Origin of the sequence: Eubacterium sp. 3_1_31 (assembly GCF_964249515.1) — a bacterium.
Taxonomy (GTDB): domain Bacteria; phylum Bacillota_I; class Bacilli_A; order Erysipelotrichales; family Erysipelotrichaceae; genus Longicatena; species Longicatena caecimuris.
Genome location: NZ_CAXUBY010000012.1, coordinates 40,271 through 65,897, shown reverse-complemented (window position 1 = coordinate 65,897; position 25,627 = coordinate 40,271). Strand labels below are relative to the sequence as shown.

Genomic DNA, 25,627 nt, shown 5'->3' with positions numbered 1-25,627 from the left:
CATTGAGCTCTTATTCAACAGGATAAGAACTAAGTGGATGAGTGTTCATCAAGTGAAGTGGTACCGCGGATAAAGCAGACAGCTTTCCGTCTTCAAAATAAGAAGATGGAAGGCTTTTTTATTACAAGGTAGAAAGAGGAGGACATCACATGGAAGGATATCAAAAGTACAAACGGCAATATTATATGCCTCCAACGGATTGTATGGATTGGACCAAAAAAGAATATATTGAGAAAGCACCAACATGGTGCAGTGTTGATTTACGAGATGGCAATCAAGCATTGATCGTGCCAATGAGCTTAGATGAAAAACTGGATTTCTTTGAATTACTAGTAGAAATTGGTTTTAAAGAAATTGAAATTGGCTTTCCTGCAGCCTCACAAACCGAATTTGAATTCTTACGGAAACTTATCGATGAGAACCGCATTCCAGAGGATGTTACGATCCAGGTGCTGACACAAGCACGTGAGCATATCATCCGCCGTACCTTTGAAGCAGTGAAAGGTGCAAAAAATGCTGTGATTCATTTATACAATTCCACATCTTATGCACAAAGGGAACAGGTGTTTAAGAAAAGCAAAGAAGAAGTATTAAAGATTGCGGTAGAAGGGGCAAAACTGTTAAAACAGCTGACCGAAGAAGATGGTGGAAATTATCGCTTTGAATATTCTCCGGAAAGCTTTACAGGAACCGAAGTCGATTATGCTTTAAAAGTATGCAATGCGGTCTTGGACGTTTGGCAGCCTACAGCGGATAACAAGGTTATCATTAATCTTCCGGTAACCGTGGAAATGAGCATGCCACATGTGTATGCCAGTCAAATCGAATACATGTGTAAGCATATGAACTATCGGGAAAATGTTGTGGTTTCCCTTCATCCGCATAATGATCGTGGCTGTGGTGTTGCGGATACAGAGATGGGTATTTTAGCAGGTGCTGATCGTATTGAAGGTACCTTATTCGGTAATGGCGAACGTACTGGAAATGTCGATATTGTCACTTTAGCAATGAATATGTATGCGATGGGAGTCGATCCTGAATTGGATTTTTCAAATATGCCTCATATCGTTGAGGTATATGAAGCCTGTACACGCATGAAAGTCGGTATGCGTCAGCCTTATGCCGGGCAATTGGTATTTGCGGCATTCTCCGGTTCACATCAGGATGCTATTGCGAAAGGGATGCATTATCGCGATGCCAAAGACCCACAACACTGGACCGTTCCATATTTGCCAATTGATCCAAGAGATGTCGGCAGAGTGTATGAGACAGATGTCATTCGCATCAATTCACAAAGTGGCAAAGGCGGCGTTGGTTATATGCTGGAAGAATATTATGGCTATGAACTTCCAAATGATATGCGAGAAGAAGTTGGCTATTTCATGAAGAATGTGAGCGATCATGAACATAAGGAATTGCTGCCAAATGAAATCAATGATTTATTCCAAAAAGAATATATGAATGTGAATGCACCTTATGCGTTAAACGATTATCATTTTATAAGGGAAAATGATAAAGTTACTTGTACGATGAACATCACCTATGAAGGGATGAATCGATACATTACCGGTGTTGGAAATGGACGTTTAGATGCTGCTAGCAACGCTTTGCGTGATAACATGAATCTAACATTTGATATCTTAGATTATAAAGAACATGCCTTAAGCAAGGGATCTACTTCTAAGGCAGTATCTTATGTCAAAATCATTGACTGTCGCCAAAAGAACCAATGGGGTGTCGGTTTACATGAGGATATTATCGCTTCCAGTGTGAAGGCCTTATTTGCGGCTATTAATCGAGCTGTTATACAAAAACGAGCAACACAACAACAGAACTAGGGGAAATTGATTAACTACAGTAAAGGGTTGTCTCTGATAAGGGGATAGTAAAGATTCTAATAAGAAAAGATAGAGACAATAGAGCCATCTGCATAAGGATTGGCTTCGCGTATGAAAACATACAAGCAAGAATAATACAAAAGTTTTATATCATAGTGAACAAAAAGACGATATTTCAATGTACTTCATGTACATCGTGTAGGAGGTAAAACAAAATGGGTATGACAATGACACAAAAGATCTTAGCAGAGCATGCACATGTTGCTGAGGTCAAAGCCGGACAACTGATTGAAGTTGATCTTGATATGGTATTAGGGAATGATATCACATCACCGGTTGCTATTAAAGAATTTGAGAAGTATGGATTTGAACAGGTATTTGATCCTGGTAGGGTGACGATGGTGATGGATCACTTCGCGCCGAACAAGGATATTAAAGCTGCGCAGCAATGTAAAGCTTGCCGTACCTTCGCATACGCAAAGAACATCAAACACTTTTATGATGTAGGCGAAATGGGCATTGAACATGCGTTATTGCCAGAAAAAGGCATCGTCGGTCCTGGAGAATGTATCATTGGAGCAGATTCACACACATGTACGTATGGAGCTTTAAATGCATTTTCAACAGGTGTAGGCAGTACCGATATGGCAGCCGGTATGGCAACGGGCAAATGTTGGTTTAAAATTCCTGAAGCGATCAAGTTTGATTTGCGTGGGAAATTAGCGCCGAATGTCAGTGGGAAGGATGTCATACTTCATATCATCGGAATGATTGGTGTAGATGGTGCTTTATATAAGTCTATGGAATTTAGCGGTGTTGGTTTGCGAAATTTGACAATCGATGATCGCTTAGCGATGGCCAATATGGCAATTGAAGCAGGGGCAAAAAATGGTATCTTTGCCTATGATGAAATTACCGAAGCTTATGTGAAAGAGCGTGTTCATCGTCCATATAAAACATATGAAGCAGATAGTGATGCAGACTATGCAAACGTATATCATATTGATCTTAGTGCCATTAAACCGACAATTGCGTTTCCACATCTGCCAGAAAATACGAAAACGATGGAGGATATAAAAGAAAACATCGTCATTGATCAGGTCGTCATCGGTTCTTGTACGAACGGTCGCCTATCTGATATGGAAACAGCGGCAAAAATTCTAAAAGGAAAGCATGTGGCAAAAGGAGTACGTACGATTATCATACCGGCAACGCAAGCTATTTATAAAGAATGTATGAAACGTGGGTATATGGAAATCTTTATCGATGCTGGCTGTGTAGTATCAACACCAACCTGTGGCCCTTGTTTAGGCGGCTATATGGGAATCTTAGCTGAAGGGGAACGCTGTGTAGCAACGACAAATCGTAACTTTGTCGGACGTATGGGACATGTGGAATCTGAAGTATATCTGGCAAGTCCGGCAACGGCTGCGGCAAGTGCAATCGCCGGTCATATTGCTGTTTGGGAAGGAGAATAAAGGATGGAAACAAAAGGTTATGCACATAAATATGGTGATAATGTAGATACGGATGTTATCATTCCGGCACGTTATTTGAATACTAGTGATCCAAAAGAACTGGCCGAAAAATGTATGTGTGATATTGATGCGGATTTTGTAAATAAAGTAAAAGCCAACGATATTATGGTGGCAGGGTTTAATTTCGGTTGTGGATCTTCAAGAGAGCATGCACCAATTGCCATTAAGGCTAGTGGAATTTCCTGCGTGATTGCAAAAAGTTTTGCCCGTATCTTTTATCGCAACGCTATCAATATCGGCTTGCCGATATTAGAATGTCCGAAAGCCAGTGAGCGAATCGATACTGCGGATGAAATTGAAATTAATTTCGATACAGGTGAAATTATCAATCATACAAAAGGGGAAAGTTATCAAGCAGAACCATTTCCTGCTTTTATCCAAAACATTATGAAACATAATGGTTTGATGAATGCTATCAAGGAGGGGAAGGAATGAAAAAACATATCGCAGTAGTTCCCGGAGATGGAATAGGTCCGGAAATTGTAAAAGAAGCTATTAAAGTGTTAGATTGTATTGCTGAAAAGTATGATCATGAATTTACGTATACGCATGTCATTGCAGGTGGCTGTGCCATTGATCAATTTGGTAAAAGCCTACCAGAAGAAAGTCTGCAGCAATGTTTGAATTCTGATTCGGTTTTATTAGGCGCTGTTGGCGGTCCTAAATGGGATGATGTAGATCCTAGTATTCGTCCTGAAAAGGCCTTGTTGGGTATTCGTAAGGAATTGGGCTTGTATGCAAACTTACGTCCAGCTAAAATCTTTCCGCAACTTGCAGATGCATCGCCATTACGTCAGGATATTGTAGCAAAAGGTATTGATTTTATGGTCGTACGGGAGTTAATCGGTGGTGTATACTTTGGGGAAAAGAAGACAGAAGAAATCAATGGCGAACTTGTCGCAAGTGATCATATGAATTATGCGGAACATGAGATCCGCCGCATTGCCCATACGGCTTTCCAAACTGCCTGTAAACGTCATCATAAGGTCATATCTGTGGATAAAGCAAATGTATTAGATACCTCACGTTTATGGCGTAAGGTCGTACATGAAGTTGCCAAGGAATATCCCGATGTTGAGGTTGCGGATATGCTGGTAGATAATACGGCGATGCAAATCGTAAAAAATCCTGCGCAGTTTGATGTTGTCGTCACAGAAAATATGTTCGGTGATATCTTAAGTGATGAAGCAAGCATGATTACTGGTAGTATCGGTTTGATTCCAAGTGCATCTTTAGGGGATAGCAAGCGTGGTATGTATGAGCCAATCCATGGTTCTGCACCAGATATTGCAGGGCAAAATATTGCGAATCCGATCGGAACGATCTTAGCGGCAGGTATGATGTTGAAATATGCATTCGATTTAGATACGGAATATGCGCAAATAGAAAAAGCAGTAGAAGATGTATTAGCAGATGGCTATCGCACATCCGATATCATGGAAGACGGGAAAAAACATCTGTCTTGCAGCGAGATGGGAGATAAAATCGTCGAATATTTGAATAAGGCATAGGCAACTATGTCTTTTGTCATAAGAAGTATTAGGGTAATAAATAAGTTATAAATAAAAGGAGAATGGATAATGTTATTAAAAAATGCACAGATTTATACAATGGAAGAAGAACAGGTCATAAAAGGCGATATCTTAATTCAAAATGGGCGAATTGCGGCAATCGGGCATGTGGAAACGGAAGATGAAGTATGCATTGATTTGAATGGAAAACGCGTTTACCCGGGAATGGTAGAAGCTCATTGTCATTTAGGTATGGAAGAAAGTGCCATTCGCAGTGAAGGTAATGATGTAAATGAGAGCAGTGATCCTATCACACCGCAGGTAAGAGGCATTGATGGCTGCTATCCGTTGGATGAAACGATTGTAAATGCTCGTAATGCCGGTATTACAACAGTAGCGGCTGGTCCTGGAAGTGCCAATGTCATTGGCGGAACCTTTGTTGCATATAAGACGTATGGTGTCAGCATGGATGAAATGGCAATTAAAAATCCGGTCGCTATGAAATGTGCTTTTGGTGAAAATCCAAAACGTGTGTATCAGGATTCTCGTATCAAAACACGAATGAACGTAGCTGCTTTATTAAGAGAAACCTTATTTAAGACCAAGGAATATCTTGCAAGAAAAGAAGCAGCACAAGGGGATATCACGAAGATGCCTGCTTTTGACATGAAACTAGAAGCGATGATTCCGGTGATTCAGAGGGAACTGCCTTTAAAATGCCATGCCCATCGCTGTGATGATATCTTAACTGTTTTAAGAATTGCGAAAGAATTTGATATTAAGGTGACTTTGGATCATTGTACGGATGGGGAAATAATTAAGAAACAAATAAAAGACAGCGGTTTTGCGGCAATTGTTGGACCTTCCTTAACCCACAAATCAAAATATGAGTTAGCTAATAAATCTTTTAAAACACCTTATGAATTATATAAAGAAGGTATTCTGATTGCGATAACTACGGATTCTCCGGTAGTACCTCAGGAATATTTGCCATTGTGTGCAGGATTGGCGATGAAAGAAGGATTACCGGAAATAGAAGCAGTCAAGGCGATTACCATTAATGCAGCAAAAATATTAGGCTTGGATGAGCGCATTGGCAGCTTAAAGGTTGGTAAGGATGCAGATATGGTAATATGTGATGGTTCTATATTGGATCCGCAAACAACGGTATACCATACCATTATTGATGGGGAAATCGTTTATTCCAAGGCATAAGAAAGAACAGCAAGTAGAACTGTTATTACTTTACGTATTTGAGAGAATCACAGTATTTGAAAAATACATATCAATTTTGGAAGATGTTTTATTGTATTGATGATGTTAAAAGAACTATTTGTGAATGGGCTCATGAAGGGTAAATAACAAGCAAAAAGTGTAGATGATATAGGAAAAAAGAAGATTACAAGCTATTACATCATCAATTAAATAGCTTTGCTAATCTTCTTTTGCTTTGTCTCTTATTATCTTTCTTGTTATGAAGAAGCTTGTAGGGTGTTACTTAATACTTCTTTCCATTCTTTTAATTTCGGTGCGGTGATTTTAATCACATTTGCTTCTTTCGTTTCAACAATCAAAGCTTTTCCCAACAGACCGAATTTTCCATCACGTACTTCCTTTATCATTGTAATAGGAACCGAAACTACACCATAATTACTTGTAATTTTATTCATGATGGAAGCAGTGAGAACCGTGGAACGATTAAAACCCTCTAATTTTTCCGGTATGACAAGAAAGCGCTGATTCGTAAGTATGATCGTCGCATTTGCACTCATTTTTCCAAAAAATTGCTTATCCTCCATAGTATAAGTGCCTGGCGAATTTCTTATAATCTTTTCACTGTTTACCTTTATTAAATCAGTACCGCATACAGGACAATAGATGATTTCATCATTGGTATCATCAAGGGTGTATGCACAAATGGGACATGTAGTTGTTTTCATAAAGTATAAGACCTCCTATTTTCATTTTGTTTTATCACATTTTTAAGTATACCATAGGATACAGGCAGTATGAATATCATTATTGTAAGGTTGTTACCTGTAAAGCAATGTTGATGAAATCCTGCATGGCAGGAGTAACATATTTATTGTGATGATAGATAATGAAATATTTACGCTGCAGATTAATGTCTTCTACATACAGACGCTGGATGGATTGGTTTTGTAAGTCTTCTTTCACCATCTGATAGGGCAATATGGAAATGCCAAAGCCTCGTTGCACTCCTTTTACCAAAGCTCTGGTACTGGCACTTTCCCAAATAGGAGTGACATTCATATTGTAAAGCTGTAGGATAGAATCAATGACAGCTCTGGTACCACTGCTGCGTTCTCTTAACAAAAAAGGTTCTTGCAAGAGATCCGCAAAACTTAAATGTTCATGTTTGGTAAACGGATGCTCATTGGCACATAAGATGACCAGCTCATCTTGAAAGAAAGGTAATTTTTCTATGGATGGATGTGTTGGGATACCTTCTACCATTGCTAGATCTAATTCATTGTTTAAGATCTTACTTTCCAGCATAGCGCTTGTTTCAATTAAAACCTGACAGTTTCGTTTTGGATAATTTTGTTGATATTGGGCAAGAAAATCACATAGAAAAGAGTTCGCTATGGTGATACTAGAGCCAATATGCAATGGTTCATATTCACTGACACTTTGAATGGATTCCTCCATTTCATTGAATAAAGAGGTGATATGTGTTGCATACTTTAAAAGGCGTTCACCTTGTTCTGTGATATAAAGCTTGCGTGATATACGATCAAACAAGGTGATTTGATAGTATTCTTCCAATTCGCGAATGGCTAAGGATACGCTAGGCTGTGCAATGTGGAGCATAGCAGCAGCTTTTGTAACGCTGCCACATCTACAAACAGCCGCAAAGATGCGTAAGTGTCGTAATGTCATAAAAAAGCCCCTTTCATAATAAAATCTTATAAACTATATATGATAATACTATTTTCATTATAAACTAAGAAAGCATATAATAAAAGCAGAAGGTGATGGAATGGAAAGAAATTTTACTTTATATAGAAAATTGTTTACCTCAACATTTTATTTGAGTGCATTCACATTTGGTGGCGGTTATGTCATAGTTCCTTTGATGCGTAAGGAATTTGTGGAAAAGCTGAAATGGATTGATGAGAAAGAAATGATGGACATGGTAGCAATCGCCCAGTCCAGTCCTGGAGCGTTAGCAGTAAATGCATCTGTCATTATCGGATATCGCTGTGGTGGTGTCTTGGGGGCACTTGTTACTGTTTTTGGAACAATCTTGCCGCCTTTGATCATTCTTTCTGTAATTTCTTATTTTTATGAGGCCTTTGTATCCATTAAATGGATTCAGATCATGTTATTTGGTATGCAGGCAGGTGTTGCGGCTGTAATTTGCGATGTTGTTTGGACGATGGCAAAAGAAGTGGCGTCACAACCTCAGAAAATTTATATTGCCGTCATGTTAATAGCTTTTTTTGCGAATGTGGTATTGCATCTGCATTTGTTAATTATCATCATTGGCTGTGGAATTCTTGGTTTTCTAATTGAACGTTATGCGAAAAGGAGGCCAATTCAATGATTTATTTACAGTTATTGTTAAGCTTTTTACAGATCGGCTTGCTTAGTATTGGCGGTGGATATGCAGCTTTGCCAATCATCCAAAGTCAGGTTGTTGATTTACATCATTGGATCACGATGCGTGAGTTTGCGGATATTTTAACGATCTCACAAATGACGCCTGGTCCTATCGCTATCAATGGTGCTACGTTTGTCGGTACGAAAATAGCGGGCTTGCCCGGTGCTATCGTGGCAAGTGTCGGTGTGGTAATTCCTAGTTTCATCATTGTTTTAACCCTGGCATTTATCTATTATAAATATCGTCAGTTGGATACCATACAAGCGGTCTTAAAAGGCTTAAGACCAGCAGTTGTTGCCTTGATCGCCAGTGCAGGTTTATCATTAGCAATGTCAGCTTTCTGGCCGGATGGAAAAATGCAGTTAGCAACCATCAGCTGGGAAAGTGTTGGCTTGTTTGCTGTTGCTTTCTTTATCTTGCGCAAGTATAAAAAAAGTCCGATCGTCGTTATGTTTTTATGTGGTGTAGGTGCTGTACTACTTTCATTTTTTGGCATAAGTTAAGCATAAAGCTATTTAGAAGACTATTTATAGGAACGATAAGTTTATGACCTAAAGTAAATAAAAACTTTAGGTATTTTTTTATTGTTACATAGATATTGTCACAAAGTATTCTAAAATGAAACTATCAGAAAGGATGGCGATAGTTATGAAAGGTTTTCAGATACATACAAAAGCAGTACGAATGGAAGAGCATTTACAACAGGCGATGCGCATACGCACAGATATACAAATAAAGGAGCTAACAGATATTACGATGATCTATGATCGTCCGATTCAATTATGCGGTGATGTTTTAACGGTTTTAGAAAATCGGATAGACGATCCAAATGAGTTGGCAACGATACAAGATATCAAAAGGAAGTATTGTCGTTACCATAGCTATATTTTATCACAGCTGGATGAAGAAACCTTAGATGCTCTTTGTGAGGATCTAGCAAAACTTAGTAAGACGAATACGACGAAAGCATGACATCATGCTTTTTTTCATAGTTGTGTTGAAAGAAGCAAAAAGAACAAATGCAAACAGTATTTTCACATAATCTTCAGACAACAGCCATCTTTACATCGCTAAACTTCGATATGCTTAAGTGGAGGTGATGAGAATGAAACAACAGACGATTCAACGGGTAGAAAAGAAATATGTATTATCAACAGCTGTTTATGAAACGATCTTTACGCAGATAGCACCCTATCTTATGAAGGATATATATCCAACCAGTCATATTTATAATTTATATCTAGATGGAGATGATTATCATATGATTACAACTTCTATGCAGAAGCCGTTATATAAAGAAAAATTACGGTTGCGTAGTTATGCACCAATGAGCTTAAAAGATAATAGTATGGTTTTTCTGGAAATAAAGAAAAAATATAGACAAACCGTATGTAAGCGACGGTTAGAACTGCCTTTGCAGGAAGCCATGTATATGCTAGAACGACATGATCGAAAGGATTCACAGATTGCACGTGAATTGTGTTATGCACTAGCCTTTCATGCAGCTTTACCTAAAGTATATATCGCCTACGATCGATGCTCTTATGTAGGTAAGCAAGAACCAGGATTACGCATTACATTTGACAAACACATCAGAGGACGCATGCATAAGTTAAATTTACAGGATGAAGAAGGGACATTTCCTTTATTTGAAAAAGATCAAGTGCTGATGGAAATCAAAGCATGTGGAAGTTATCCCTTTTGGTTGGTAGAGGCTTTATCTAAGCTGCAGATTTATCCAACTTCTTTTTCTAAAGTTGCCAATATCGTAATGAAGGAAGCAAAACAGAAAGGTGGAAGACAAACATGTTTACAAGCATTTTAACAGATTTAAGTGAAGGATTAACGATAGGACAGGGAGTTATCTGTACCTTTAGTGCACTAGGTTTAGGCATTTTGATTGCTTTAGTTTATCGTATACAGCATGTGGCTTCGCGTAATTTTATGTTAACGCTGGCTATTTTACCTTCCTTGGTCCAGTTTGTTATCATGATGGTGAATGGAAATCTAGGTACTGGTGTTGCAGTTGTAGGAGCCTTTTCTTTGGTTCGTTTTCGATCAGTGCCTGGCAGCAGCCGTGAGATTACCTTTATCTTCTTTGCGATGTCCATCGGCTTAGCCATCGGTATGGGCTTTGTTAGTTTTGCTTTTTTTATGAGTTTATTGATATCTATATTTTCCATCGCTTTACAAAAAATCCCTTTATTAAAACCATCCACGCAGTTTAAAGAATTAAAGATCGTCATTCCTGAAGATTTAGATTACACAGAAGTTTTTACGGATATTTTAGCAACGTATACGAAGAAGCAAGAGTTAATACGGGTAAAGACCATGCAGTTAGGCTCCATGATTGAATTGCTATATGAGATAGAATTAAAGGATAGCATGATGGAAAAAGAAATGATTGACGCGATTCGGGTTAGAAATGGGAATTTAAGCGTAATCTGTGCAAGAAGACAGGTGAATGTAGATGAACTATAGAACAAAGAAAACCTTTTTATGTATCATGATGATATTATGCTTGAGTGGTTGTACACAATCACAAGAAGCAACAACGAAAAAAACAACATCCGCCACTAAAGAAACGACATCAAAGAAAAGCAGCTTAGATGTCTTTAAGGAAAATGATTATTACAGCGATTATCAAACGGAAGAAACAACGACCATTGCATTATCTTCCCAAACCACAGATGTCAAGATTACAAGTGCTGGTTGTTATGTTTTAGAAGGGAGTTTACAGAAGCACAGTATCATCGTAGATGCCAAGGAGAATGATGTAGTGCGTATTGTATTACAGAATGCTAGCATACAAAGTGCTTCTACAGCACCTATTTATGTAAAAAAGGCAAAGAAGGTCATACTATCCTTACCACAAGGAACTAAAAATAGTATAACTGACACGGATAGCTATGAAGTCAATACAGATAAAGAACCGACGGCAGCCATCTTTAGCAAGGCTGATTTGACCATCAATGGCAGTGGCGAATTACAGGTGAATGCCTCATATAAAAATGGTATTCAAAGCAAAGATAAACTGAAATTGCTAGATGCAAACTTACAGATAAGCGCAGCTAATGATGCAGTAAAAGGGAAAGATGCATTGTATATTTGCGATGGCACATATACGATCAAAGCCAATAAAGATGGATTCGTAACGACGAATCAGGAAAAAGGTGCCATGATCCTTGAAAAAGGAACTTTTCATATCACAGCAAAGCAAGATGGCATTCAGGCAGCTACGACCTTACGTATCTTAAATGGAACGTACACGATTGTAAGTGGTGAAGGAAGTGTTAATGAAGTGGCACAGAATCAGCAGCCTTGGGGTGATTTTAAGGATCATGAGGAGACAGATGAAAAAAGCAGTAAAGGTATGAAGAGTGGAAAAGCGATGCTTATTGAAAATGGTAGTTTCTCTATCAATGCCCATGATGATGCAATTCATAGCAATACGACAATACAAATAAAAAAAGGAACATTTACTTTAAAGAGTGATGATGATGGTATCCATGCGGATCAAAAGCTTACAATCGAGGATGGTACGCTCCAGGTGAAACAAAGCTATGAAGGCTTGGAAGCCTTACATATCGTTATTAAAGGTGGTAAAATTTCGGTATGTGCCAGCGATGATGGAATAAATGCAGCAGGAGAAGGCAATCCAGTATTGGAGATTTTCGGTGGATATACGTATGTCGATGCTTATGGCGATGGTGTGGATAGCAATCAGGATATCGTAATGGAAGATGGTACGTTGCTTATCATGGGACCTGATACTGGCGGGAATAGTGCTTTGGATTATGATGGCCGTTTTCAAATGAATGGTGGAACACTTATTGCCTTAGGCAGTAGTGGCATGGCAATGGCTCCATCTAGCAATAGTAAACAAAACAGTGTAATGCTTAATGTCGATGCTTCATTAGCGGCAGGAAAAGCCATATATTTAGAGGATGCTGATGGAAAGTTTGTGATAGGTGCAGTTCCTACGCGTACGATACAATCCATTGTTATTAGCTCTTCTGATATAAAGAAAAACGCTGTTTATCAAATCATGACAAATGGTACGGCAAATAAAAAGCGTGATATCATGGCAACGAATGCAACAAATGGTGACAAGCTTACCAGTTTAACGATAGAAGAAACCATTACCACTTATGGAAACAGTGGTATGATGGGAAAGCCCAGTGGTGGTATGCCTCCAAGGGGCGGAAGACCATAAAAAAGCAGATAATAAAAAAGGAAAAAGAAAAAGCTGATAAACAGCTTCATTACGAAAATAGATTTAATTTATAAATATCACAATGATCTATATGATCAATAAAACGGAAATGGTTTTTAAGGGCTATGCGCTTTGTTGATTCCTGTTCTGGAACACATTCAATAACTAAGTTTTTCCTTTTTTGCTTAGCATCGCATAGCATAGCTTCGGTCAATTCTTGTGCATAACCTTTTCGCCATTCTGTTTTATACAATACCCACCCTATTTCATAACTGCTTTCATCATACGGGTGATAGATGATGTATCCAATTAAATTTCCACACATATCTTCTACTGCGAAGATAAGCGGATGTTTGTGTAAACCTGCTTCTTGTAAAAACTGTTCTGTTCTTTTTAAAGTATATGGTTTTTCTAAATACCGCATAACCTCTTTATCGGAAAGTAATTTAAATAAATCCGCAAGATCATCTGGTTGAAATCTTCGGATATGTAATCTCTTAGTTTTCATAAGCATCTCCTATGTATTCACAAACGTTAAGGAATTCTGTTTTAATATATCTTTCTAAGATATCTTTTTCATTGCGTGATGGCTCCTCCAACACCCACTCATAAACTGCTTTTAATACATCGCCAATGGTTTTACCTTGAAAGCCAAGCTGTATGAGATCATGGCCATTGATTGCCAAATCTTTCATGCTTAGCATATCTTTCTCTTTTTCCATGATTGACAAAAGTCTTTGACAGCTTTTTATAATGACGATTTTTTCATCAGACTTTGTTCGATTTTTTGCCATATCATCTGCAAGCTGGATATCTAGAGCCTGTTTTGCCAAGGTGAAGTCATTGTGGAAATGAGCAACAAAGCGTCGTAAAGTAGAGCGCTTTTCATGCACATAGTAATCATGATAGCGAATAAACAGACATACGGTTTCAATCGTTTTGTTATCGTACTTTAAAGCTTTCATTTGCTCATATGCGATTTGTTCACTGACATAAGCATGCTTTTTGTAATGCGCAATGCCGTTATCATCAAAGCTTTCACAAGCAGGTTTGCCCCAATCATGAAAAATAATAGCAAGCTTACTTTCTAAGGGATATCCTTTGGTATGATTTAAAGCGATATCGGTGTGCTGAAACACATCGTAAATATGCCAAGGTGTTTTTTGTTCATGCCCATACAAAGCACTATAGCCTGGTAAGATTTCATCCAGTACATGGAAGTCGTATAACAGCTGTAAGGTATTTGCTTTTTCTCCCATTAACAAACGATTGAATTCTTCTCGAATACGCTCCTTGGAAACATAATGTAATAAGTTATGATTTTGCTGTATGGCTTTTCCGCACGCTTTATCAAGTGTGAAATCAAGGACACAGGAAAAGCGTAAAGCACGAAGCATACGCAAGGCATCTTCTTGAAACCGCGTGGTAGCATCACCTACGCAACGAATGCGTTTTTGTGCAATATCTTGTGCTCCATGAAAGGGATCGTAAAGGCCATAAGTAGGATCATAAGCAATGGCATTCATGGTGAAATCGCGACGTTTTAAATCTTCTTTTAGATCCTTTGTGAAGATGATTGCGCTAGGATGGCGATGATCATGATAAGTTTGTTCTATCCGATAGGTTGTGATTTCCACAGGTTCTTTGTTTACTAAAACTGTTATGGTGCCATGCTTGATGCCTGTAGGAATCACTTGATAACCTTTTGCGGCAAAAATCTGCATGGTTTCTTGGGGTAGGGCGTTGGTGGTGATATCATAATCATGCGTTTTACGTTGCATTAGCATATCACGAACACAGCCGCCAACAAAATAAGCTTCATAGCCAGCTTCCTTTAATATGGTTACAATCTTGATCATAGATGGTGGAATGTTATTTTTCATAGCTTTTACCTCAGGGTTATTATATAATGATATCGTTCAGGAAAAAAGGAGAAACAATGAAAAAAATAGTTGAAATGGCACATCAACTGATAGAAGAACATGTAGGTGAACATAGTATAGCAGTTGATTTTACGATGGGACAGGGCAATGATTTGCTGTTTCTTGCACAACTTTCTGACGTAAAGATTGTTCATGGTTTTGATATTCAAGAGGAAGCTGTGAAGATGAGTGAAGAAAAACTGAAAACAGCCGGACTTTTAGAAAAGGCAAAGCTACATCTTGTTGGGCATGAGCATTGTGATGCGTTTCTTGATGGTTATGATATCGGTATTTTTAATTTTGGTTATTTACCCCATGGAGATGAAACCATTACCACGATGCTAGATACCAGCAAGCTAGCGGTAGCAAAGGCTTTAAAGCTTTTACATAAACATGGCTTGCTAGTTTTGGTCGTGTATCCAGGACATGAACAGGGACAAAAAGAAAGTGCGTATTTTAACAGCTGGTGTGAAGAATTGGATGGACATTGTTTCAATGTATTGCAGATGCGTATGGTGAATCACAAACAAGCACCTTATATTTTAGCAATACAACGTATTAGGGAGGAAAAGAAGAAATGATAAAAGCAGTTATTTTTGATATGGATGGTGTGCTGGTGGATAGCGAACCAGAAAATTTAAGATTGTTAAAGGAGTTTATGGAAGGCTATAATGTGCATGCAGATGATGCATTTTTAGCTTTTTTAGTTGGCAGTTCTTATACCTTTACATGTGAGGAATGCATTCGTATCATGGAAAAGGATTGGAGCGTAAAAGAATTCAGTGAAATTTATGAAGCCTATGCGGCTGAGCATCCATTTCGTTATGGCGAAGTCGGCAATCCTTATGTAAAAGAAACCTTGGATTGGTTAAAAGAACATGGATATAAAACCGCAGTCGCAAGCAGCAGTTTCTTATCACAGATTGAAGAGATGGAACAAGATTGTGGCTTGGATGGTTGTTTTGATGTGAAAATCAGTGGTGAGATGTTTGAAGAAAGCAAACCAAATCCGGAAATTTATTTGCATACGGCACAGGCTTTGGGAGTAAAACCAGCGGAATGTTTAGCCATCGAGGATTCTTCTTATGGTATCGAAGCGGCAAGACGTGCCGGAATGAAAGTCTTTGCGTATCGTGATGAACGCTACGGTGTTGATCAAAGCAAAGCAGACAGCATTATTGATGATATGCGTGATGTTGTAGCCTATTTGAAGTAAGTAGTGATAAATCAGGATTTAAGAAAACGTAGTATATTAGAGGATCGTGCATTGGGTATTGTCCTCTTTTTTTGGCTTATATGCTTTATAGGCATAGATTACTTTACCATTTAAGCATTTGTCTGGAATAGGAGTTGACTATATAATATGGATAAAGATACTATGGAGGTGTTTTAATGAAAAAAATCGTTATCTTATCAACAAGTCTTCGTCAAAACAGTAATTCAGATAGATTAGCAAAGGAATTCGCCAGAGGGGCTATCGAAGCGGGACATGAAGTTACCTATATTCGCCTGTTGGATAAAAATATCCATTTCTGTATCGGTTGTCTAGCTTGTCAGAAAAGTGGTGTCTGTGTGTTGCAAGATGATATGACATCTATTTTAGCGGCCATGAAAGCTGCAGATAGTATCGTATTTGCTACACCAATTTATTATTATGAGATGAGTGGGCAGATGAAAACCTTATTGGATCGCAGTAATCCACTATTTTCAGCGGAGTATCAATTCCGCGATATTTATTTACTAATGAGTGCTGCTGAAGAAGAGGAAGATATCATGGAGCGTACAGTACAAAGTCTTGGTGGTTGGATCGAGTGTTTTGATAAAACGGTTTTAAAAGGCGTTGTACGAGGTGTTGGAGTTACCGATGTCAATGAGATGAAGGAAAAAGAGGAATTTTTGTTGCAGGCATATAAGCTAGGAAAGCAGGCATAAAGTGACTTGACTTTCATGCTTATTAAAGAATGTATTCGGATTTTTAAAGATGTTTTTTAATTCATAATGTCTTTCTTGTTTGATAAACCAAAAAGTCGCTGATATTTGTATTGAGTTATCATTTAAATTTTAACTACAGAACAAACGGTGAAACTCGGTTTTTCACGAATGTTGCTATCGCAATATGTGGAAAAAGGCCTTTTAGAACGAATTGGACATGGAGTTTACACAACACCACATACAATTATCGATGACATGTTTCTATTGCAGTGCAGGTCAGATAACATAATTTTTTCTCATGATACAGCATTGTTTTTAAATGGCTTATCTGATCGAACACCATTTATGCATATCATAACGATTCCTAGTAATACGTCTTTATCTAAAAGTATAAAAGAAAATTGTGTATGTTATTACATTAAACCCGAACTTCATAAGCTCGGTATGATTCAGGAAAAAACAACTTTTGGTAATACTGTAAATTGTTATAATGCGGAACGTACTGTATGTGACTTGCTTAGAAGTCGAAATCGGTGTGATGAGGAAACTGTTATCAGTGGAGTGAAAAATTATGCAAGGTATGCTGATAAGGACTTGAATCGACTTTTTACATATGCTTCTATATTGCGAGTTGATAAAACACTAAAAAAATATCTTGAGGTGTTGTTATGAACGCAAAAGCAATGAGCTTGAAAGCTAAAATAAAAAACTATGCTATAAAAAATAACATAGCTGCTCAAGTAGTATTACAAAATTTTATGTTTGAACGTTTTTTGGCAAGGCTTTCACGATCTAAGTACAGTCAAATGTTTGTGATTAAAGGAGGAATGCTGATTGCATCTTTAGTGGGAATAGATACAAGGGCTACAATGGATCTGGATGCAACGTTGCGGAATTTACCATTAAAAAAGGAAGAAATAGAAAAAGCCGTTAGAGAAATTTGCGCTCAACATTTAGATGATGATGTTAGATTTGAAATAAAATCTATTGAATGTATTAGAAAAGATGATGTGTATGGTGGTTATTGTGTAAAAATGCAAGCATTTTATGAAACCATTGTAACTCCTTTATCTTTAGATATATCGACAGGTGATATCATCACACTAGCAGCAGTTCCTTATGAATTTATTGGCATGTTTGATAATTCCATTCGTATAAAGCTATGGGTGTATAATATCGAAACTGTTATGGCTGAAAAATTAGAGGCAATTTTCAGTAGAGGAGTTTTTAGTACTCGCCCAAGGGATTATTATGATATATTCATCCTAGAAAAGACACAAGAATATGATTCGGATTTAGGAAGAGAAGCGTTTATTGCGACTGCTAAGCATAGAGGTAGTTATGAAAGAATAGCAGATACCAAAAGTATTGTAAAGATACTTAAAAATAATACGGATTTGCATGCAATGTGGAATAAATATCAGAAAAAATTTAATTATGCAGCAGACATTTCATTTTCTCAAACAATCGAAGCTATCAACCATCTAACAGAATGTCTATATGTAAACAATGATTAAAGTGATAAATTCATATAAAAATGCCATATGCTTACGTCTGGAAGCAGCATATGACATTTTCTTTTTTTATTCAATTTATATTTAGTTGTTTATCAGAAATTCGTTTTGCTAAAGTGATCACTTTGGCTTCGATTTGCAAAATGATATCCATAAACACATCATCATCTTGATTTGTCGGATCAAGTAATCCCCAATCTTCACGATATTGACAACTTATGGTAGGACATTGTACATGACAGCCCATGGTAATGACGATATCGACCGAAGGAATGTCCTTGATAAGTTTTGGATATTGTTCTTTCTCCATATCGATTTGATAGTGCTGTTTCAGCAAACGAATTGCATCCGCATTTATATTAGATTTGATATGCGTCCCGGCTGAATAGCTTTCAAATATCTCACCTGCTAAATGTCTTCCCAATGCTTCAGCTATTTGACTGCGACATGCATTATGCACGCAGATAAAGGCGACTTTAGGTTTATTCATGGGTATTCTTGCGGAATGTTTGTGTGAGTAGCTGTTTACATTCCTCTACGCTTAATACTTTCCCATAAGATAATAGTTTTCCTTTATAGACAATAGCAGGTGTGCTCATTACACCAAAAGCAGCAATTTGGGCAAAATCAGTTACATGACGGACAGGAATCTGTAATTGCAGTTCCTCTAAGGCTGTCATGACGGAAGATGTTAATTTCTGACATTTCGCACATCCTGAACCTAGTATCAGTAATTCAGAAGCATCCTTATTGAATTCAGTTTGGTTCATTTTTGTAAAATCTGTGTTACAGCAAGAGTTGTTTTCTTTTTTCTTAAATATGTTCATGATAATCGTACCTCATTTCTATAAAAAGTTTTGTAAGATGTTAAAGAAATAACCAACAGCGATAATACCAAAGGTGCAGATGGCAATAAAGACGCCTAACAATTTAGGTTTCAAAGCCTTTCTTAACATAATCAAAGATGGCAAACTTAAGGTAGTTACCGCCATCATGAAAGCTAGGACACTGCCAAGATCTGCTCCTTTTGCCAATAAAGCTTCGGCAATGGGGATAGTCCCGAAAATATCGGCATACATTGGAATGCCAACGATGGTAGCAAGAATAACACCAAAGGGATTATGGCTTCCTAACAAAGAAGTTATCCATTCTTTTGGTATCCAGTTATGAATGAATGCGCCGAGAGCAACGCCGACTACAATATAGGGGAATACCTTTTGAAAGGTTTCTTTTACCTGCTCCTTGGCATATTGCAGACGATCCTTGCGTGAGAGCTGCACCTCATGTATTGCCATGCAGTTGGCTTGCGAAATGATGTCTTCCACTTGCTGTTCAAGATGCATCTTTTCGATGAAGGCACCACCAAGAATCGCAACGAGCAATCCTAACAAAACATATAGGATTGCAATTTCACTGCCAAAAATGCTCATTAATAATACCAAGCTGCCTAAATCAACCATCGGGGAAGATATAAAAACGAAAAGGTAACACCCAAAGGCAACCCGGCACTGGTAAAGCCAATAAATAAGGGGATGGAAGAGCAAGAGCAAAAAGGGGTTACGGTTCCTAACAATGCCGATATCAGATTTGCTTTGATGCCATGATAACGTGCAGCGATAGAACGACTTTTTTCCGGAGGAAAATAACTTTGAATATAGGAAATGAGAAAGATAAGCAAGCACAATAACAAGGTTATCTTTACCACATCATAAAAGAAAAAATGCAGACTTGCGCCAAGACGACTTTGTATATCGACGCCAATGGCTTGAAGAAATGCCGCAAACATATCTTTTAACCATTGCATGCCAAGCACTTGATCTTGTAGAAATAATATTACGCTTTGTACAATGCGCATGAAATACCTCCTTGCTTTCATATTAAAAAAAATTGATGTGAGTGATGTTAAGAAAAGTCATAGCTAGCATGACTTTGTTTTTTTAATCATCTCCTGCAAGAATCTTTTGTAAACGTTTCAAAGCATAGGCACAACCTTCAGGATTTATTCGATAATGTGTCCATTTCCCATCCTGGCGACTAGTTATGATGCCGGATTCGCATAAGATCTTCATATGATAAGATAAAGAAGATTGACCGATTTGCATGTCTTCAATCAGCGAACAGGCACATTTTTCTTGATTCTTTAATAACGCTATGATACGTAAGCGTTTCTCATCACATAAAGCCTTAAAAATGATTGCATCTTCTGTATAACGATCTTGCATCTTATCACCTCATATCAAAATTATTTGATATGATAAGTTTACGGTATGTTTTTGTGAAAGTCAAGACAAAAGAAACTTATTTGTATATCATAAAGAAATACGCGGAAACAGCCATTTTCTTACCAACTCTACATGTCATGAATGTAACATTTTAATTGCTTGCGAATAAATTTTTAAGCGATATGCTGCCGCATGAGAAAAACATGTTATGCTGCATAGAAAACACGCGCTGTTTGGCCTTTTGAAGTTGAATTTAACTTTACATTTCAGATAAGAAGATGCATTCTATACTTACTATAGTAAATTGTCGAAATTTGTGATAAAATGTCATAGTTTCGTATACGTCTGCCGGTATGGGGCAGATGTTTCTACCCCAATCCATACTTTGGGACTACGAAATCAGACGTTTTTACTATGGAATGGCTGATTCTCGTATGTCGTATACGAGAATTTTTTTATGGAGGAAACTATGGAAGAGAGAAAGAAAGACACAATTTATGAACTTGATGGCACGGTACCTTTGAAAAAGGCCCTGCCTTTAGGTATTCAGCACATTTTAGCAATGTTTCTTGGTAACATTTCACCATTGATCATCATTTGCGGTATGCTGCAGATGAGTGGAGCATTGAAAATGACCTTGATTCAGAATGCTATGTTTGTTGCCGGTGTTGCAACCTTGATACAGCTGTATCCCTTCTGGAAAATTGGTAGTGGTTTACCAATCGTCATGGGAACAAGCTCTGGTTTTATCGGTACAGCAAAAGCCATTGGGGCAGCCTTTGGTTATGGGGCGTTGATGGGAGCTAGCTTTGTTGGTGGTTTATTTGAAATGGTACTTGGGTATTTCATTAAACCATTGCGTAAGTTGTTTCCACCGGTTGTTACAAGCTTAGTTATTATTTCTATTGGTTTATCTTTACTGCCAGTTGGTATTAATTACTTTGGCGGCGGCAGTGGAGCTGCCGATTTTGGTGCCGTAAATCATTTGGCTGTTGGTACCTTTGTCATTTTGGTTATCTTGATAGCAAAACAGTTCAAGGGAGCTATCAATAACGCATCTATCTTGATTGGTATCGTTGCAGGCTATCTTTTGGCTATCATCTTAGGTATGGTCGATTTTACACAGGTGGTAGAAGCTAATTGGATTGCGTTACCATCCTTTATGCCAGTAGGTTTTGATTTCAATATGCAGGCAATCATTGCAATGGGCATCATGTTTATTGCGACAACTGTTGAAACAATTGGTGATACTAGCGGAGTAGCGAATGGTGGATTGAATCGAGAAGCGACAGATAAAGAATTGCAGGGTAGTGTCATGGCAGATGGTCTTGGCTCTGTGTTAGGCTCCATTTTTGGTGTATTGCCAAATACTAGCTTTTCTCAGAATGTTGGTTTGGTAGCGGTAACCAAGGTCGTGAATCGTTTTGTCATCATGACTGGCGCAGTTTTCTTGATCTTATGTGGCTTTTGTCCAAAGCTGAGTGCTTTGTTCTCTGTTATGCCACAGTCTGTATTAGGTGGTGCTGCGGTCATCATGTTTGCGATGATCTTAGTGAGTGGTATTCAATCTTTGACCAGAAAGCCATTAACGGAACGTGATGGTCTGATCGTGGCATTAGCAATCGGCTTGGGTGTCGGTATTGGAAATGTACCGGCAGTCTTAGCACAGCTGCCTAGCTGGGTAGGCAATATCTTTGCCCAGAATGGCATTATCATGACCTTTGTGATAGCAACTGTATTAAATCTTGTCTTACCTAAAGATAAAGAAGATCCTAAGCAAATCGAAGAGGCATAATATGAAGGTGTTTTTGACAGGTCGTATCCAGTGTGGAAAATCAACCTGTATCAAACAACTTATCGAGGAGTGTTCGTTAGCCGTTTGCGGCTTTCAGACACTTCCTTTTTATGAACAAGGGATACGCCTTGGCTTTTATATGCACGCTTTATGGGAGAATCCTTATAACGATGTGCGTTTTTCGATACAGCATCCTACATATAATGAGGTCATCCCTCAGGTGTTTGATCAATTTGGAGTAGCGGTGTTACAGCATGCAAGGCAATTTTTAATAGAAAACCAACAACAAAAGCCGGTCTTGATAGTAGATGAAATCGGACGTTTAGAACAAGAGGAAAAAGCGTATTTAAAACTCTTACAAGATAGTATTGCGAAGGCGCAAAACGTCCTTGGTGTTTTGAAGAAATGTGAGGTACAATATATACAAGCGATTGCCGCCAGAGAAGATGTGCAAGTTTTTGATCTGGATGTGATGAGTTATGATGAGGTTTATAACAAGGTGTTGGCATTATTAAAAAGCCGATGAAACTATCGTGATTCTTTATAAGAAACGATCATCTTTTATAAAGATGTTATAGTGTTTCTACCATAAGTGTTGGATGGTGAAAATTGTGTACACAGATTAGCTCATAGAACGCACGTTCACAAGCTTGTGCCATATCAACAAAACCGATGAAGAAGGGTGATATAATGAAGATATTTAAAAAATTAGGAATCTTAGTGACGACCATAAGTTTGCTTGTTGGCATGAGTGCCTGTACGCAGCAACCTAACAAGGAAACAACAAAAACAGAAGGTATTACGATCGTTGATCAAGCAGGCCGTAAAGTGACATTGGAAAAACCAGCGGAAAAGGTAGTTAGTGGCTATTATATTGCGACTTCTACTTTGCTTGGATTAGGTCAAAAGGACAAGCTGGTTGGGGTAGAGATGAAAGCGGATAAACGTCCGATCTATAAAATGGCAGCGCCCGAAATCGTTAAGTTGCCAGCCATGGGCAATAAGAAAATGTTTAATGTAGAAGAATGTGCCAAAGTGAAACCGGATGTTGTGTTTTTGCCGGTAAGTCTGAAAAGCTATGTGGAGAAATTGGAAAGTCTGAATATCAAGGTAATCTTGTTACAGCCGGAAACCATGGATAGCTATGATGAGGCAGTGGATATCATCGCCAAGGCTTGTGGGGCACAAAAGCAGGCAAAGGCTTATTTTGCATATCGTAAAAACTTATATGAAACATATATCAAAGATGAAAACGCAAATAAAAGAGTATATTTTGCAGGAACAAAGGCATTGCAGAGCGCAGGTATAGATATGTTTCAAAGTGAATTGTTGAAGGTGGCTGGTGCTGAGAATGTTATGAAAGAAAATGGTAAGGGCAATTGGCTGCGTATCAATAAGGAAACACTTATCAAAGCGAATCCGGATATTATTTTTATTGAACAAAAAGGTGCTAAGGTGAGTGACTTTACAAAAGATGCAGCTTTCGCGAGTGTCAATGCTGTAAAACATAAGCAAGTCTATGTTTTCCCGGCACATTTAGAAACTTGGGATACCCCTAATTTATCAAGCTGTTTAGGCGTTTTATGGACCTATGCAATTTTGTATCCTGAACGTGTTTCTATGGATATCGTAAAACAGGAAGCAAGATGCTTTTATCAACAATTTTACCAAATAGATGTAGATGTAGAAGAGCTGGGATGTTAAGCGAAAAGAACTGGGAATGTGTATATGCTTAATGCCAAGGGCAGAAAGGAGTAGGTGATGCATATGAAAAGATATTTCAGCTGTGGACTCCTGCTGCTGATTCTGCTTGTGATTGCTTTACTGGCAGGGCGCTATGGTACAAATCTGCAGGACATGTTGGCTGCCCTTTGTTTCCATGGAGATGCCGGTATACAGGCTATTGTTTGGAATATTCGCATACCGCGTATCTTATTGGTACTTGCCGGTGGTGGGGCGTTGGCTGTCAGTGGATTGATTTATCAAACCATCTTCAAGAATCCATTAGCTTCCGGTGATGTGATTGGGGCAAGCAGTGGCTGTTCCTTAGGGGCTGCCCTTGCCATCGTGCTATTTCATGATGAACCATGGATTACGATGCTCTTGGCGTTTGGCTGTGGATTGCTGCTTGTTATTTTCACCATGCTATTGGCAACAAAAGTACATGGAAATCGCATCTTGAATTTAGTCATTGCCGGCATCATCTTACAAGCTGTAGCAACTTCATTCCTAATGTTATTGAAATTAGCCGCAGATCCTTATCAGGAATTAGCTAGCATTGAATACTGGCTGATGGGGGGCTTTGGCGATGCTACTTGGACACAGGCTTTACTATGCATCGGTGTTAGTGCGATTTGTATGATTTCACTTTATCTTCTACGCTGGCAGATTCAAATGCTGTCATTTGGTGAAGAAACGACAACATTAGGCGTTAGAGAAAAGCAGATTCGCTGGATAGCGTTATTGTTATCTACCTGTATGATTGCCACCGTTGTCAGTGTAGCTGGTATCGTGAGCTGGGTCGGTCTTTTGATACCGCATGCCGTACGCTTGCTCTATCATCAGCCTTTAAGCAAGGCACTTGGCAAGACGTTTTTTGGGGGAGCCTGTTTCCTTTTGGTTTGTGATACCTTAGCACGAGCTGTATTAGCGATAGAGCTGCCCATCAGTATATTGACTTCCTTGTTTGGTGCGTTTTTTCTGATCATCGTCTTTGTGAAAGGCAGGTTTTCATTATGATCGAAGTGGTTCATGTTAGTGTGGCATATGAGCAAAAAGAAGTGTTGCATGATATCAGCTTAACCATTCCCAAAGGTCGCATCGTGATGATGTTAGGAGAAAATGGCAGTGGCAAAACAACGCTGATGAAAGCCATGTTGGATAAGCTTCCTTTCGTGCAAGGGGATATCTTATGGAAGCAAGAATCCTTGCGCAAGCTCAACGAAAAGCAACGCGCTGCCTGTTTTAGCTATGTTCCCCAGATCAAGGAAATGGTGGCGGATATCAAGGTGATGGATTGTATTGTTGCCGGTTGTACACGACGTTTGTCACTGTTTGAAGTTCCTGACGCAAAGGAATATGCCAAAGCAAACGCTGTCCTAAAAAAGTTTCAGCTTGCCCATATCAAGGATAAATATTTACATGAAATCAGTGGAGGAGAGCTGCAAATGACCTATGTAGCCAGAGCTTTTTTACAGGATAGTGAGGTCATTCTCATGGATGAACCATGTACTTATCTAGATTTCCAGCACCAGCATCTTTTCTTGCAACAGGCAAAACAGCTGGCACAGCAAGGAACATCCTTATTCATCAGCATCCATGATCCTAATTTGGCTTTACAATATGCAGATGATATTTACATTCTGCATGAAGGAAGGATATATACGCATTTGAAAAAAGAAGAACCCTTCTTACGCAGAAGGTGCTGTGAATGTTATAATACAATATATGGAAAACACTTTGCTTTAGCAGGGGATGATAGCTCTGGCTATCTGGTATGGAAGGAGTAGAA

General features: G+C 38.4%; 28 protein-coding genes, 1 pseudogene and 1 riboswitch. Of the genes and pseudogenes, 21 read left to right on the top strand and 8 right to left on the bottom strand.

What is annotated here, in order from left to right; translation table 11 throughout:
- Positions 1–149: 149 nt before the first annotated feature.
- The 5 genes from leuA (at position 150) to ACESSZ_RS06940 (ending at position 6,102) form a co-directional block, all read left to right on the top strand.
- Complete coding sequence (leuA, locus tag ACESSZ_RS06960; RefSeq protein WP_008689120.1) at positions 150–1,838, top strand: 2-isopropylmalate synthase; 1,689 nt, start codon at positions 150–152, stop codon at positions 1,836–1,838.
- Between the two features lie 215 nt (positions 1,839–2,053).
- Positions 2,054–3,316, top strand: a complete 1,263-nt coding sequence (gene leuC / locus ACESSZ_RS06955; RefSeq protein WP_008689119.1) for a 3-isopropylmalate dehydratase large subunit — start codon at positions 2,054–2,056, stop codon at positions 3,314–3,316.
- 3 nt (positions 3,317–3,319) lie between these two features.
- Positions 3,320–3,811, top strand: a complete 492-nt coding sequence (gene leuD, locus ACESSZ_RS06950; RefSeq protein WP_008689117.1) for a 3-isopropylmalate dehydratase small subunit — start codon at positions 3,320–3,322, stop codon at positions 3,809–3,811.
- A complete protein-coding gene (gene leuB, locus ACESSZ_RS06945; RefSeq protein ID WP_008689115.1) occupies positions 3,808–4,887 on the top strand; it encodes a 3-isopropylmalate dehydrogenase in 1,080 nt (359 codons plus the stop codon). Before leuD ends, leuB begins: the two co-directional genes overlap by 4 nt.
- A 69-nt stretch (positions 4,888–4,956) precedes the next feature.
- On the top strand, positions 4,957–6,102 hold the full coding sequence (locus tag ACESSZ_RS06940; protein WP_008689113.1) for an amidohydrolase: 1,146 nt from the start codon (positions 4,957–4,959) through the stop codon (positions 6,100–6,102).
- A 257-nt stretch (positions 6,103–6,359) separates the two neighbouring features.
- Here the strand turns inward: ACESSZ_RS06940 and ACESSZ_RS06935 are convergent, their stop codons facing one another.
- Together ACESSZ_RS06935 and ACESSZ_RS06930 are read right to left on the bottom strand one after the other, a co-directional pair.
- On the bottom strand, positions 6,360–6,827 hold the full coding sequence (locus ACESSZ_RS06935) for a transcription factor (RefSeq protein ID WP_008689111.1): 468 nt from the start codon (positions 6,825–6,827) through the stop codon (positions 6,360–6,362).
- Between the two features lie 79 nt (positions 6,828–6,906).
- Positions 6,907–7,791, bottom strand: a complete 885-nt coding sequence (locus tag ACESSZ_RS06930; RefSeq protein ID WP_008689109.1) for a LysR family transcriptional regulator — start codon at positions 7,789–7,791, stop codon at positions 6,907–6,909.
- A gap of 100 nt (positions 7,792–7,891) precedes the next feature.
- Between ACESSZ_RS06930 and ACESSZ_RS06925 the strand changes: the two genes are divergently transcribed.
- The 6 genes from ACESSZ_RS06925 to ACESSZ_RS06900 all read left to right on the top strand — a co-directional run bounded on the left by ACESSZ_RS06925 (position 7,892) and on the right by ACESSZ_RS06900 (position 12,731).
- Positions 7,892–8,458: a chromate transporter gene (locus tag ACESSZ_RS06925; protein WP_008689107.1), complete on the top strand. Its 567-nt coding sequence runs from the start codon at positions 7,892–7,894 to the stop codon at positions 8,456–8,458.
- Complete coding sequence (locus ACESSZ_RS06920) at positions 8,455–9,018, top strand: chromate transporter (RefSeq protein WP_008689105.1); 564 nt, start codon at positions 8,455–8,457, stop codon at positions 9,016–9,018. Before ACESSZ_RS06925 ends, ACESSZ_RS06920 begins: the two co-directional genes overlap by 4 nt.
- Positions 9,019–9,163: 145 nt before the next feature.
- Positions 9,164–9,487, top strand: coding sequence for a hypothetical protein (locus tag ACESSZ_RS06915; RefSeq protein ID WP_008689103.1), 324 nt, complete (start codon positions 9,164–9,166; stop codon positions 9,485–9,487).
- A gap of 133 nt (positions 9,488–9,620) precedes the next feature.
- A complete protein-coding gene (locus ACESSZ_RS06910) occupies positions 9,621–10,340 on the top strand; it encodes a polyphosphate polymerase domain-containing protein (RefSeq protein WP_008689101.1) in 720 nt (239 codons plus the stop codon).
- Entirely contained in the window at positions 10,322–10,996 is a 675-nt protein-coding gene (locus ACESSZ_RS06905) for a DUF4956 domain-containing protein (RefSeq protein ID WP_008689099.1), read from the top strand. Before ACESSZ_RS06910 ends, ACESSZ_RS06905 begins: the two co-directional genes overlap by 19 nt.
- Positions 10,986–12,731: a carbohydrate-binding domain-containing protein gene (locus ACESSZ_RS06900; protein WP_008689098.1), complete on the top strand. Its 1,746-nt coding sequence runs from the start codon at positions 10,986–10,988 to the stop codon at positions 12,729–12,731. The genes ACESSZ_RS06905 and ACESSZ_RS06900 overlap by 11 nt, the downstream gene beginning before the upstream one ends.
- 49 nt (positions 12,732–12,780) lie before the next feature.
- Here the strand turns inward: ACESSZ_RS06900 and ACESSZ_RS06895 are convergent, their stop codons facing one another.
- Positions 12,781–13,239 (bottom strand): GNAT family N-acetyltransferase, encoded by a 459-nt coding sequence (locus ACESSZ_RS06895; protein WP_008689096.1) that lies wholly within the window; start codon positions 13,237–13,239, stop codon positions 12,781–12,783.
- Complete coding sequence (locus ACESSZ_RS06890; RefSeq protein WP_008689094.1) at positions 13,229–14,614, bottom strand: CCA tRNA nucleotidyltransferase; 1,386 nt, start codon at positions 14,612–14,614, stop codon at positions 13,229–13,231. The genes ACESSZ_RS06895 and ACESSZ_RS06890 overlap by 11 nt, the downstream gene beginning before the upstream one ends.
- A gap of 56 nt (positions 14,615–14,670) precedes the next feature.
- Between ACESSZ_RS06890 and mnmM the strand changes: the two genes are divergently transcribed.
- From mnmM to ACESSZ_RS06865, 5 genes are all read left to right on the top strand, one after another.
- Entirely contained in the window at positions 14,671–15,234 is a 564-nt protein-coding gene (gene mnmM, locus ACESSZ_RS06885) for a tRNA 5-(aminomethyl)-2-thiouridylate-methyltransferase MnmM (RefSeq protein WP_008689092.1), read from the top strand.
- Entirely contained in the window at positions 15,231–15,869 is a 639-nt protein-coding gene (locus tag ACESSZ_RS06880) for an HAD family hydrolase (protein WP_008689090.1), read from the top strand. The genes mnmM and ACESSZ_RS06880 overlap by 4 nt, the downstream gene beginning before the upstream one ends.
- A 176-nt stretch (positions 15,870–16,045) precedes the next feature.
- Positions 16,046–16,585, top strand: a complete 540-nt coding sequence (locus tag ACESSZ_RS06875; protein ID WP_008689088.1) for a flavodoxin family protein — start codon at positions 16,046–16,048, stop codon at positions 16,583–16,585.
- A gap of 126 nt (positions 16,586–16,711) precedes the next feature.
- Positions 16,712–17,257, top strand: coding sequence for a type IV toxin-antitoxin system AbiEi family antitoxin domain-containing protein (locus ACESSZ_RS06870; RefSeq protein WP_213540241.1), 546 nt, complete (start codon positions 16,712–16,714; stop codon positions 17,255–17,257).
- On the top strand, positions 17,254–18,102 hold the full coding sequence (locus tag ACESSZ_RS06865; RefSeq protein ID WP_008689084.1) for a nucleotidyl transferase AbiEii/AbiGii toxin family protein: 849 nt from the start codon (positions 17,254–17,256) through the stop codon (positions 18,100–18,102). The genes ACESSZ_RS06870 and ACESSZ_RS06865 overlap by 4 nt, the downstream gene beginning before the upstream one ends.
- A gap of 70 nt (positions 18,103–18,172) precedes the next feature.
- On the opposite strand, the gene ACESSZ_RS06860 is transcribed toward ACESSZ_RS06865, so the two are convergent.
- The 4 genes and pseudogenes from ACESSZ_RS06860 to ACESSZ_RS06845 all read right to left on the bottom strand — a co-directional run bounded on the left by ACESSZ_RS06860 (position 18,173) and on the right by ACESSZ_RS06845 (position 20,321).
- Positions 18,173–18,589 (bottom strand): arsenate reductase/protein-tyrosine-phosphatase family protein, encoded by a 417-nt coding sequence (locus ACESSZ_RS06860; protein WP_008689082.1) that lies wholly within the window; start codon positions 18,587–18,589, stop codon positions 18,173–18,175.
- On the bottom strand, positions 18,582–18,926 hold the full coding sequence (locus tag ACESSZ_RS06855) for a thioredoxin family protein (protein WP_008689081.1): 345 nt from the start codon (positions 18,924–18,926) through the stop codon (positions 18,582–18,584). Before ACESSZ_RS06855 ends, ACESSZ_RS06860 begins: the two co-directional genes overlap by 8 nt.
- An 18-nt stretch (positions 18,927–18,944) precedes the next feature.
- A pseudogene (locus ACESSZ_RS06850) lies at positions 18,945–19,885 on the bottom strand (permease).
- A gap of 151 nt (positions 19,886–20,036) precedes the next feature.
- Positions 20,037–20,321: an ArsR/SmtB family transcription factor gene (locus ACESSZ_RS06845; protein WP_008689078.1), complete on the bottom strand. Its 285-nt coding sequence runs from the start codon at positions 20,319–20,321 to the stop codon at positions 20,037–20,039.
- 315 nt (positions 20,322–20,636) lie between these two features.
- A riboswitch (purine riboswitch) is annotated at positions 20,637–20,735 on the top strand.
- Positions 20,736–20,790: 55 nt separating this feature from the next.
- Between ACESSZ_RS06845 and ACESSZ_RS06840 the strand changes: the two genes are divergently transcribed.
- The 5 genes from ACESSZ_RS06840 to ACESSZ_RS06820 all read left to right on the top strand — a co-directional run bounded on the left by ACESSZ_RS06840 (position 20,791) and on the right by ACESSZ_RS06820 (position 25,625).
- On the top strand, positions 20,791–22,116 hold the full coding sequence (locus tag ACESSZ_RS06840) for a uracil-xanthine permease family protein (RefSeq protein ID WP_120136618.1): 1,326 nt from the start codon (positions 20,791–20,793) through the stop codon (positions 22,114–22,116).
- 1 nt (position 22,117) lies between these two features.
- Positions 22,118–22,642: a nucleoside-triphosphatase gene (locus ACESSZ_RS06835; protein WP_331866810.1), complete on the top strand. Its 525-nt coding sequence runs from the start codon at positions 22,118–22,120 to the stop codon at positions 22,640–22,642.
- A 164-nt stretch (positions 22,643–22,806) separates the two neighbouring features.
- Positions 22,807–23,820 (top strand): ABC transporter substrate-binding protein, encoded by a 1,014-nt coding sequence (locus ACESSZ_RS06830; RefSeq protein ID WP_008689075.1) that lies wholly within the window; start codon positions 22,807–22,809, stop codon positions 23,818–23,820.
- Between the two features lie 57 nt (positions 23,821–23,877).
- Positions 23,878–24,855, top strand: a complete 978-nt coding sequence (locus ACESSZ_RS06825) for a FecCD family ABC transporter permease (protein ID WP_462937827.1) — start codon at positions 23,878–23,880, stop codon at positions 24,853–24,855.
- Positions 24,852–25,625, top strand: a complete 774-nt coding sequence (locus tag ACESSZ_RS06820) for an ABC transporter ATP-binding protein (protein WP_196028359.1) — start codon at positions 24,852–24,854, stop codon at positions 25,623–25,625. The genes ACESSZ_RS06825 and ACESSZ_RS06820 overlap by 4 nt, the downstream gene beginning before the upstream one ends.
- Positions 25,626–25,627: the final 2 nt, after the last annotated feature.